10 protein-coding genes are annotated in these 11,686 nt (G+C 48.6%); 3 read left to right on the forward strand and 7 right to left on the reverse strand.

Going from position 1 to position 11,686, the window contains the following annotated elements; genetic code table 11:
• Positions 1-118: 118 nt before the first annotated feature.
• The 6 genes from glmM to ppc form a co-directional block, all read right to left on the reverse strand.
• Entirely contained in the window at positions 119-1,459 is a 1,341-nt protein-coding gene (gene glmM, locus ACYUJT_RS21635) for a phosphoglucosamine mutase (RefSeq protein WP_460326180.1), read from the reverse strand.
• A gap of 76 nt (positions 1,460-1,535) precedes the next feature.
• A complete protein-coding gene (locus ACYUJT_RS21640) occupies positions 1,536-2,885 on the reverse strand; it encodes a CdaR family protein (RefSeq protein ID WP_460326182.1) in 1,350 nt (449 codons plus the stop codon).
• Entirely contained in the window at positions 2,878-3,708 is an 831-nt protein-coding gene (gene cdaA / locus ACYUJT_RS21645) for a diadenylate cyclase CdaA (RefSeq protein ID WP_460326184.1), read from the reverse strand. The genes ACYUJT_RS21640 and cdaA overlap by 8 nt, the downstream gene beginning before the upstream one ends.
• Before the next feature lie 259 nt (positions 3,709-3,967).
• Positions 3,968-4,585: a zf-HC2 domain-containing protein gene (locus ACYUJT_RS21650; protein WP_460326186.1), complete on the reverse strand. Its 618-nt coding sequence runs from the start codon at positions 4,583-4,585 to the stop codon at positions 3,968-3,970.
• Between the two features lie 135 nt (positions 4,586-4,720).
• Positions 4,721-5,293: an RNA polymerase sigma factor SigW gene (sigW, locus tag ACYUJT_RS21655; protein WP_460326188.1), complete on the reverse strand. Its 573-nt coding sequence runs from the start codon at positions 5,291-5,293 to the stop codon at positions 4,721-4,723.
• A 258-nt stretch (positions 5,294-5,551) separates the two neighbouring features.
• Complete coding sequence (gene ppc / locus ACYUJT_RS21660; RefSeq protein WP_460326190.1) at positions 5,552-8,347, reverse strand: phosphoenolpyruvate carboxylase; 2,796 nt, start codon at positions 8,345-8,347, stop codon at positions 5,552-5,554.
• Between the two features lie 434 nt (positions 8,348-8,781).
• Here ppc and ACYUJT_RS21665 point away from each other — a divergent pair, with 434 nt between their 5' ends.
• The 3 genes from ACYUJT_RS21665 (at position 8,782) to ACYUJT_RS21675 (ending at position 11,283) form a co-directional block, all read left to right on the forward strand.
• On the forward strand, positions 8,782-9,513 hold the full coding sequence (locus ACYUJT_RS21665; protein WP_460326192.1) for an ABC transporter ATP-binding protein: 732 nt from the start codon (positions 8,782-8,784) through the stop codon (positions 9,511-9,513).
• Positions 9,510-10,538, forward strand: coding sequence for an ABC transporter permease (locus ACYUJT_RS21670; protein ID WP_460326196.1), 1,029 nt, complete (start codon positions 9,510-9,512; stop codon positions 10,536-10,538). The genes ACYUJT_RS21665 and ACYUJT_RS21670 overlap by 4 nt, the downstream gene beginning before the upstream one ends.
• Positions 10,539-10,620: 82 nt before the next feature.
• Positions 10,621-11,283 (forward strand): TetR/AcrR family transcriptional regulator, encoded by a 663-nt coding sequence (locus tag ACYUJT_RS21675; RefSeq protein WP_460326198.1) that lies wholly within the window; start codon positions 10,621-10,623, stop codon positions 11,281-11,283.
• A 92-nt stretch (positions 11,284-11,375) separates the two neighbouring features.
• Here ACYUJT_RS21675 and ACYUJT_RS21680 read toward each other — a convergent pair whose 3' ends face one another.
• Positions 11,376-11,588 carry a hypothetical protein gene (locus ACYUJT_RS21680; protein WP_460326200.1) on the reverse strand — a complete coding sequence of 71 codons (213 nt, stop codon included), beginning with the start codon at positions 11,586-11,588 and terminating at the stop codon, positions 11,376-11,378.
• Positions 11,589-11,686: the final 98 nt, after the last annotated feature.

The following is an 11,686-nucleotide window of genomic DNA, read 5'->3' on the forward strand; positions in this document are numbered from 1 at the left end:
GGCCTGGTCCTTGCCTGCACCGCTCTATACCCACATAAAAAGCCGCTGAAACAGGTGTCTCCCGTCCCAGCGGCTTATGTCATAAATTACGTAAATAGTCCCTTTTAAACAAACCGAGTTATACCAGTTCAGTCTCGACAACCGACACGATTTGCGATACGAGATGCTCCAGCTCCGCTTTGTCTGGACCTTCAGCCATTACGCGAATCAGCGATTCCGTTCCCGAAGGACGGACCAACACTCGTCCATTGTCCGCCAGATGGCTCTCGACCGCTGCAACGGCTTTGCCGATTGCTTCATTGCCTTCATATTTGCTCTTATCCTGTACCCGAACGTTCACTAGAACTTGAGGATACTGCTTCATGACCTGTCTGAGCTCGCTAAGAGATTTGCCGGAAGCGATCAGAGTATCAACCAGTTGGATCGCCGTCAGGATGCCATCCCCTGTAGTGCTGTAATCGAGGAAAATTACGTGCCCGGATTGCTCCCCGCCCAGCTTATACCCGCCACGGCGCATTTCCGCCATAACATAGCGGTCGCCGACCGCGGTCTGCGCCGTATTCAGTCCCAGCTTCTTCACTGCTTTATAGAAGCCGAAGTTACTCATCACGGTAGTCACGACCGTGCTGTCCTTCAATTTGCCAGCGCGGTTCATCGCATCACCGCAGATGCACAGAATATAGTCGCCGTCCACCTCTTCGCCATTCCCGTCGATCGCGATCAGCCGGTCGGCATCTCCATCGAAGGCAAGACCGAGATCGGCGCCCAGGCGCACAACTTCTCTTTTCAGATCCTCAGGATGCGTAGATCCGCACTGCTCATTGATGTTGAGTCCGTTAGGCTCCGCTCCTATCGTATGCACCTCTGCACCCAATTCTCTGAACAAGCGCGGCGCAAGCTCGTAGGCCGCCCCGTTCGCGCAATCCAGTACAACCTTGAGTCCTTTGAACGAAGAAGTAATCGTTGTTTTCAAAAACTCCAAATATTTCAATTTAGAATCATTATCTATCGTTACGCTGCCCAAATCTGTACCGATTGGACGCGGAAGCTCATCTACCTCTTTGTCCATCAGCTCTTCAATTTGCAATTCCGTTTCATCCGACAGCTTGAATCCATCATTACCAAAAAATTTAATGCCATTATCCTCAACCGGGTTATGCGAAGCAGAAATCATGACGCCCGCATCCGCCCCGAGCTTCTGAGTTAGAAAGGCAACTGCCGGTGTCGAGACGACTCCCAGGCGAACAACGTCTGCTCCAATGGACAACAGTCCCGCTACAAGCGCCGATTCCAGCATGACGCCGGAAATCCGGGTATCCATCCCGATCACTACTTTGGGTTTCGGAGCTTGGCCTGCCAGAACATACCCTCCGCAACGACCAATTTTGTATGCCAATTCCGCAGTCAGTTCCTTATTTGCAACTCCACGTACTCCATCCGTTCCAAAATACTTTCCCATGATTTCACTCCTTATACGTTATATGAGATTTGATTGATGCCGCTATCGCTATTTTACGGCAGACTTACTGCTTCTGTTACCCGCCAACATTCGACTCGCTTCCCCCCGCGTTCTCCGAAGCAGGGGTGGCGGCATCCGCATTATTGGCTGAATTCGAATCCTGCTGCTCTTCCGGCTCCGTGACCGTCGGCTCAGCCTTCTCTACAAGCTCCACGCTGATTTGCCTGGAGCGATCGCTTTCGACTAGTCCCAAATGCAGCGGCAGCGCAACGACGACGGGAACCGTGTGCATCCCCGGTCCAAGGCCAGATAAATCCGCAGTAATCTTGATATCCTCCGGCTGCAGCTTATCGATAACCTCCTTGGCGCCTACTACCGTTAGAGACATCTTCTTCTCTGCCGGATCGAGAATGTTTGCTGCCAAATGCGGATTATCCTGCTTGAGGGAAATCGGAATGCTGCTGATCTCTTTTTGGTCCGGCGGTTCCACTTTGACGGTAACCGTAACGGAGCTAGGCTCGATTTTCTCAGAACCTTGGGGCGGAGTCAAGTCCACCGTATACCTAGTTTGATTAGTTCCTTTGAATTGGCTTAAATCCACCGCAACTGAGTATGAGGAAATGCTTTCTAGCACTTCTTTAGACCCATATATGGCAACGCCCTTCACGTCGCTTTCCACGCTCGCTACAACCAGTCCATCCGGCAGCTGCCCGACTTCCCGCACCTCAAGCGGAACGCTCTTGTACAGCTTCGTGATCGGGATGTCGACGTCCACAGATGAAGGCACAATTACAGCATTCCTCATTTCCTGCCCATGCTTATCATATGCGACCAGCTTCACAGTTTTTCCTTTGATCGGCTCAGTGATACCGCTAATATCCATGATCCCCTGGACACGTTCGAGCTCCGCTAGCTCACTCTCAGACAGGGTCACCCGAACTAAGCCCGAGCCAGCTACGATCGGAGTCCCGAGCTGCATTCCGTGGGCAGGTTGCCCTTTCGTGACAATATTCACGGCGATGTCCTTCGTTTGCTTCGCCTCAATCGTTACTTTGACGATGGATGGACTCATGGAGACCAGTTGAACGCCCGGCGGAAGCTCGTGAATCAGCGGCTGGGACGACGTACCCGGTCCCACGTCGCTCAAATCAAGCTTGACCTTATAATCGGAAAAATTGGTCGTAATATCCGTACGTTTCCCCCGTACCTCCAGCCTAACTTTGTCGGTCTCAAGCCCGGAAAGCACATAATTATCGCTATCAAAATTGACGATTTGGATTTTGACGTTAGGTATAACCTTCGTATTGACGACGGGCGTTGGCGCTACGGGAGTCCCGCTGTCCAAATGCACCATGGCCCAAAGAATGATGCTGACGATAAGAGCGATCACCTTAGCTACATTGTTATGGCTTAGCCATTTATCCATTGCTTCCGCCCTCCTTCCTCTTCCAGAAAGGCGCACGCTTCTCGGCTGGCTTCGAATTAGGTCCCAATTCCTCATACAGCTTGGAAATCAGCGACTCTTCATTAATATCGCGAACGACTTGGCCATCGATCGCCAGGGAAATTTGTCCCGTCTCCTCCGAGACGATAATCGAGATCGCATCTCCGACCTCACTGATCCCGATCGCTGCCCGGTGCCGTGTCCCAAGCTCCTTGCTGATGAATGGATTCTCCGACAATGGCAAGTAACAAGCCGCAGCCGCAATCTTGCGGCCCTGTACGATTACGGCCCCATCATGAAGCGGGGTATTCGGAATGAAAATATTGATCAGCAGTTGGGAGGTGATCACCGATTGAATCGGAATGCCCGATTCCGTATACTCATTCAAGCCGGTATCCCGCTCAAACACGATAAGCGCGCCGATTTTTCTACGAGATAAATAATTAATGGCCTTAATAACCTCGCTGACTTCTTTCCCGAATTCCTCTTCATCCGCTGTGCTTCTACCGAATAATTTGCCGCGGCCTAATTGCTCCAGCGCCCGTCTAAGCTCCGGCTGAAATATGATGAATATCGCAAGCACCCCGAACGTAAACATCTGATTCATGAGCCATTTCAAAGTATATAAATCGAACCAGGTGCTCACGGCCCAAATGACGACAAGGAAAAGAATTCCCTTAAGCAATTGGACGGCGCGCGTGCCCCGCACCAACAGAATAAGGTGATAAATGATATAAGTAACGATAAGAATATCGATAATATCTTTAATGGTATCCTGCCATGTTAAATTTGCAAAATAGTTCATGGTGCAACCCCCGGTTATCTCTCCGTCAACTTTGAGCGCTGACAAAGAAACATTATGTAGATGCATCAAATCGGTGAATCGGCTTGTCTCTATATATTCCCCTTAAACTCTAGGTTATAACGTTCACAATCCAGATGCAAGTGCTACTGAGAAATAGCACCTTTCGCCTATGCATGTAAAAATTTCCTGTAGGTACAAAAAATAAAAAGGCGCCTTGTTCCCGAGTAGGGAGGCGCCAATAATTTGCCTGAATATTTCATTACCTATAGGCGACTTCCGTAAAAGTATTCGTGATCCTGTACCAGATCCAATCCAGCGCCTGATCGATACTTCTGACCTCTCCCAAAATCTTGGCGGTTGAAGCCTGGTAGTACGATCCGTCAATGACCGTGAGGTTGCCTTCCACCTCGCCATAGATTTCCGCCGTACCGTTCTCTACCGTCAGGTTGCCGGCTACTTTGGAGCCGCTGGGCACCGTTACAGTCCTTCCGTTGATCACGACATGGTCCAGATCTTTCCCTTTCACAATAAGCTGATCGTCGGTATTCCACAGGGAAATGGTGCTGAACAGCATCACTAGCAGAAACATCGCCGCTGCCGTCAATGCAGGGTGTCTCTTAACCCATTGGAGCCAAGCCCGTTGTTTCTGTTGGCTGGGAATGGATTTCATAATCCGGTCCACCAGCTCGTCGGAAGCGGATAATGAAGAGCGCTTGATTGTCGCAAACAGCATCAATTCCGTCTGCTCTAATTCCTTAAATTGCATCTGGCAGGATGGACACTCCTGAAGATGCCTTTGGAGTGACAAGGCCTCTTCCCCAAACAACTCGTCATCTAAATACTCATGCATCAATGAGGTGGCTTGTTTGCAATCCATATCAGCCAGTCCTTTCAGTAAAATCTATGCAAAACCGGAGCAACTTACGGTGCAAATAGTCGTCCTAACATACAATACGTTGCGCTTAGCAATACGTTTCAAAAAACTAAATATTCCCTACATATCGGAAAATCGCTAAAAAACTTTATGCTGCAATTTTTTACGCAAAAATTCACGACCGCGGTGAAGCCGCGTTTTGACCGTAGTTACCGGCATATCCAGCACATCGCTAATTTCGCTAAGCGATAGCTCTTGCAAATACCTTAAAATAATGACCGATTTATATTTCGCCGGCAAACCTTCGATTGCATAATGAATCGTCTGCTGAGTCTCCGTCAGCAAGTACTCGCTTTCGGGCGTTCGTTCATCACCTGGAATGAGCGTATATCCGTCCAGCCCTTCCTGATCGTTCATCTCCGCATCAAGGTAATAATTCGGCTTGCGCTTCCGGAGCCTGTCTATGCATAAATTGGTCGCAATCCGGTACACCCATGTTGAAAACTTCTGTTTCTCGTCGTAACGTTCCCAATTTTTATATACACGCAAAAAAGTCTCCTGCACGATATCCTCCGCCTCATGGCGGTTCGACAGCATGCGGTAGGCCAGATGAAATATCTTATCCTTATATAAATCGACAAGGTCGGCAAAAGATTCCTGGTCCCCTTGACGGGCTAGCTTCACTAATCTCACATCAAAATGATCTACCATTGAATTTCCCCCAGATCCATGGACGGGCTTCAATTTTTTTCACCCTGCCTGTCCGGCCATCGGCATCCCGTGAATAACATAGGACCCTCGCCGTCGGCACTACATTCCAAATGTTAATTCATGTCTCTCCAAAAAGCAAGACATGCCGCCAAGTCAAGCATCCGGCTCGTCGAATCTTTGAAATATCTGTAAACTTGCAAACAAGCCGGCACCTCGTCAAAGGTCTCCGGCTTGTTGGTTTACATCGTTATATTATCATCAACCCGTATTTCTAAGTCCAGCGGCAATTCCGTTAATCGTAAGCAGTACTTCGCGCAGCAGATTCGGATCGTCCTGATCCTTCTCGCGAATCGCGCGGAGCTCGCTTAGCAGCTGTACCTGCATGTAACTTAGCGGATCGATGTAAGGATTACGCTGACGAATGGATTCCTGGAGTCCCGGATTATGATCCAGTATATCCGTTTGCCCCGTAATCTTCAGAATCATATCCTTCGTCAAATGGAATTCCTCTTCGATCTGCTTGAAGATACGATCCCTGACTTCATCATCACCGCACATCGCAGCGTACTCTTTGGCGATGACCAGATCAGCTTTGACGATCGCGAATTGAAGTGTGTCAATGACCGAACGGAAGAAGGAGAAATTCTCATACATCTCTTGCAGTACTTTCAAGTTCTCTTCGTTATCCTGATAGAACTGGTTCAATCCCGTTCCAGCTGCATACCAGGCTGGGAACAGATACCGGCTCTGTGTCCAGGCGAACACCCATGGAATAGCACGTAGATCCTCAAAACGATCGCTATTTTTGCGTTTCGATGGTCTGGATCCGATATTCAGTTCGCCGACTTCCAGAAGAGGTGTAGATTCCTTGAAGTACTTCAGGAAATCCGGCTCACGGAATACCAAGTCCTGATACTTTTTCAATGAAGTCTCAGAAATACCCGCACTAATCTCTTCCCATTTTTGTTCATTCTCGTCATTGTCGCGATGAAGCTTCGCATTGATAGCTGCCGAAATCAACGCCGAAGTGGCTTGCTCCAGGCTGCGGTAAGCGATGCCCTTCAAGGAGTAACGGGAGGATATGACTTCGCCCTGCTCCGTAATCTTGATGCCTCCGCCGATTGTCTCCGCAGGTTGTACCAGAATGCTGCGGTTCAGCGGCATTCCTCCGCGTCCCAGCGCCCCTCCGCGTCCATGGAAGAACTTCAGCTTCACGCCGGATTCACTTGCTGCAGCGGTAATTTGCTTCAGAGCCACGCGAAGCTCCCAGTTCGCCGTCACCACGCCGCCGTCTTTATTGCTGTCGGAATAACCGAGCATGATTTCCTGCAGGTCATTCATCGCTGCAACCGACTGGCGATAAATCGGCATGTTGAACAGCTTACGCATAATGCCAGGGGCATTATGAAGATCGTCGATCGTCTCGAAGAGCGGCACCGATTGCAGCGTACAGATCACTGTGCCATCCGCTTCTTTACGGAATAAGCCCACCTCTTTGGAGAAGACCATAACCTCGAGAATGTCGCTCGCGGCTTCCGTCATACTGATCAAGTAGCTCGTAATGCACTGGGTTCCGAATTCCTGCTGGGCCCGGAATACTGTGCGGTACACATTCAAGCACTCCGTAGTGCTCTCGCTGTATTCTTGATACGGCGAAGTTAGAGGGCGAGGATCGTTCAAAAGCCGTTCAAGCAGCTTGATCTTCTCTTCTTCCTCCAGTTCGGCGTAATTGCTGACGATATTCATGTTCGCCAATATTTCCGTCATTGCATTCTCATGTTCCTGACTGTGCTGGCGGATATCCAGGGTTGCCGTATGGAACCCGAAAAGTTCAACCTGGCGGATGATCTTCTGAATATGTGTATCCGCGACGTAGTCCGCATAATGGTGACGCAAGCTGCGGTCAATGATCTTAAGATCATGGATAAGCTCTTTGACGTCCGAATATCGCTCCGGACTTCCCTTCTTGGAATCATCCAGCAGGTTATGCAGCTTCTCCGTCATGTAAGTTAGCTTGACCCGATAAGGCTCCTTCTCGTTCAACCATTGCGGTGTCTTGTGCAACGTAACCTGAAGTCGGTCTCTTTGGATCGACGCCTCCAGTTCATCCGTGACATCGACGATCGTCGTGCTGAAGCTAAGATGCTTGAATAGATCAGCGAGACAACGCTGGTATTCACGCACAACGAGCTTGCGCTGCATTTTTAGCGTCTGCCATGTCACATCGGCCGTTACAGATGGGTTGCCGTCCCGGTCGCCGCCAATCCAAGAGCCAAAACGCAAATATGTCGGCACATGCCACAAATGCTCCGGGTAGTATTTGCTCAAGCACCGCTCTAATTCCAAATACACTTCAGGCAGCACCTGGAATAGCGTTTCATGGAAATAGTACATGCCGTTGCGCACTTCATCGATAACCGTTGGTTTGCGGTCCCGCAATTCATCGGTTTGCCACAGCGTAATCACTTCGTTAAGCAGCTTCTCGCGAAGCTGTTCCCGCTCACGGAACGTTAGCGTTGGATTATCCAGCTGCATAACATCGTCGGCAATCCGCTTGTGAATGTCCAGAATAGCCCGGCGCATCGCTTCCGTCGGGTGAGCCGTCATCACTAGTTCCAAAGACATTCCTTCCAGAATTTCCTGAGCTTCCGCATAATTGAAACCGCGTTCTTTCAGATCCTTTACAGAAGCTTCGATCGAACCTGATTGAACCGATTCGCCCGCGGAGCGTTCCAAATCTCTTCTCCGGCGAATTCGATGATTCTGCTCCGCAATGTTGACCAATTGAAAATAAATCGCGAACGCACGGATTACTTGGTGACGAATGTCGGGTGCAAGAGAATTAATCATATCTTTAAACTCATCATGCAATTCCGGTAAAAATACAGCCCGCAGCGACTTACTGGCTTCACGGATCTTCTCGACAATATCCAAGAGCTCGTTACCGCCCTGATGGACCAGGACCTCTCCTAGAATATTGCCCAAAAAACGGATGTCGCGCCGAAGCAGGTTATTTGAGTTGCTTTTACCTGCGGTCACTGTTAATTCAGTCATGTTTCTCCCCCATTTCATCCCTATTCCGTCTTTCTAAAGCCTTCCTACTATCATACAATAAACTGTTCTGAAAATCTTCACTTTATTGTAAAGTAGTATCAGAAAAATTCAGCCAGCAATGATCCCATTCTGGCTTTTTATACATTCCTTCGCATAATGTGACGACTCGAATAGGTCTATTACATAAAACAACTTATATTTATGCACCATAACCGTAATTACTTAGATTACACATCCCTAAGAATCCAATACTTAACTTATCACGGTGAAGCAATAAAATGCAATAGTATAATTCGGCGAAAATGACACTTTTCAGCATTATTCTACCCGACTCTCCTTTTAAAATTTCTGCAGCTGACCGTTTACTTTGGTAATTTTTCGATTTATACTACGAAGTGAGTACTCACTCATTAATTGCGAAAAGGAGAATTAACATGGCCCACAATAGCCCTGTAATCCGAGTAACCGATACCTCGAAACAGTTTGGCAAGAAAAGCGTCCTGGAGCATATTTCGCTTGATGTATATCCCTCGGAAACCTTCGGTTTGCTTGGTCCGTCAGGGTCGGGAAAGACTACGCTGGTCAAGCTGCTGACGGGGATTGATGAGGCATCGTCTGGACAGATTGAAGCATTCGGTACGACTATGCCGAGCCTCGACATTTTATCAAGAATCGGCTACATGGCTCAATCCGATGCTTTGTATACCGAGCTTAGCGCTCTGGAGAACCTTGATTTCTATGCCGCCCTGTACGGATTAAAGGGTACTCGGCGTAAACAGCGGATTTCCGCGGTCATGGAAATCGTCTCGCTACAGGATCATCTCCACAAGAAGGTAATGCAATACTCTGGGGGCATGAAGCGCCGCCTCTCCCTCGCCATTGCCCTGCTGCATGAGCCTCCTCTGCTTATTTTGGATGAACCCACAGTGGGAATCGACCCGCTGCTGCGGCAAGCGATCTGGGCAGAGTTGAAGGCTTTGAACGCCAAGGGGACGACGATTATTCTGACGACGCATGTGATGGATGAAGCAGACAAATGCGACCGCCTCGGCATGATCCGGGAAGGGCGTCTGATTGCCGTTGATACGCCGGCTGCACTGATACAGAAGTCGGGCAAATCTTCTACCGAGGAAGCCTTTATCCATTACGGAGGTGTCAAGTCATGAGAGTATGGGCCATTATCCTACGGATTCTAAGACAATTCCGGCGCGACAAAAGAACGCTTGCTCTTCTCTTCCTCGCTCCCCTTTTCGTGCTGACTTTAATGAACCTCGTCTTTAACGGATCGGATTACGAACCGAATATCGGGGTTGTAAGCGCCCCAAACCAGCTTATAGATCAGATGAAAGAGCATCAGGCTCATATCACCCGTTATGAGAGCAGAGAAGCGGCGGAGCAGGCTTTAGATGACCGGAGCATCGATGCCGTTGTGTCAGTTGATAATGCTGGCCTTCAGGTGAAGCTGGAGGGGAGTGATCCTTCCGTCAATAAAGCGGTCATGATGCTGCTGCAAAAATCAGGCGAACCACTTCATACCGCGACACCTGCTAGCAAAATGAACATTACGTATCTGCATGGCTCGGAGGACATGACGGCCATCGATCAATTCGGACCGATTCTGATTGGATTTTTCATCTTCTTCTTTGTCTTCCTCATCTCGGGTGTCTCCTTTCTCCGGGAACGCACTACAGGCACGCTGGAGCGCTTGCTATCGACGCCTCTGCGCCGCTGGGAACTCGTCCTTGGATATATAGGAGGATTTGGCATATTCACGATTATACAGGCGTTATTAATTTCCTGGTTCTGCATCAAAGTTCTTGGCATTCTTATGACCGGTTCGTTTGCTTACGTGCTTCTGCTGACCCTGCTGCTGTCGATGACCGCATTAACACTTGGCACCCTGCTGTCAGCCTACGCCAATAATGAACTGCAGATGATTCAGTTTATTCCGTTAATTATCGTTCCGCAGCTCTTTCTGTCCGGCCTGTTTCCACTTGATACTCTTCCTGTCTGGCTCCAGAAGCTCGGCATCGTTATGCCGCTAACTTATGGTACGCATGCCCTAAGCGACGTCATGATTCGGGGCAAGGGCTGGAACGCCATCGCCGGAGACGTTATTGTATTGATCGGGTTCTCTCTATTGTTCATGACACTGAACATTGCAGCACTGCGTAAGCACCGCAAAATATAACATTCTGAACACGGTTATGATAAAATTTAGGTGATATGAAGATACAATAATGATTCAGTGCTTTTTCAGGAGGATATACCGGATGTCACAAGAAAACCAAGTAGAACAATGGATTCAGGAAATCATCAAAATAGATGAAGCCAAACTGACGGATAAACAAATTAAAATCATTCAGGCGGCCGTCGAGATCTTTGCAGAGAAAGGATATGCGGCTTCTTCGACCAGCGAAATCGCTCAAAAAGCGGGTGTCGCAGAAGGAACGATCTTTCGCCACTATAAAACGAAGAAAGACCTGCTCCTCTCTATCGTATCTCCGATGATGAGCAGGCTGATCGCTCCCTTTGTGTGGAATGATTTCAAAGAAGTGCTGGAGTCGGACTACCCGACGATCGAGGAATTTCTTTACGCGGTTGCAGTCAATCGCCTAAATTTTGCCCGTAAGCACCTTAAGATCATTAAAATTTTACTGCAGGAAATTCCGTTTCAACCTATGCTGCAGGAAGAGTTCAAAAAGCATATCGGCAGCAAAGTCTTTCACAGATTCGCCGAAATCGTTGAGCATTTTAAAAGCAAGGGGCAGATCATCGAAATTCCGACACCTTCCCTACTGCGATTCAGCGCCTCGGCCATGATCGGACTGTTCATTACCCGCTTTCTCATCTTTCCTGACCAGCCTTGGGATGAAGAGAAAGAAATTCGAGACACGATACAGCTCATTTTAAATGGGATATCCACCAAGCCCTAAAACATAGTAATAAGAAGGGGTTGTCCGCTGTCCAGTAAGTCCCTTAAATGAAAGCCAGACGGAAAAACGCTATGTTTTTCCGTCTGGCTTTTTTACGCCCCTTTTTGAAGGAAAGTAGCAAGCCGTACGCTTGCTACGCTCAATAGATTCTTGGCTAATGCCGCTATGCCGCAGCAAGAGTAGATCTTTTTGCGAGCAGCTGTAAAGGATGGAGCTTCATTTTGATTCGGCAGGTTCTGCGGCCCTCCACCCGTATAATGGGCAGACAACTGCTCGTCAGGGACCGCTTCAATCATCTCATCCATAACACGCCACATGGAGAACGGGAATGTATGTCTCCCAATCAAAAATCATTTAAGCACCCATTTTATAGTTCAACTTATCTAAATGGATTTATAGTAAT

It is taken from the genome of Paenibacillus sp. YSY-4.3 (genome assembly GCF_054767475.1).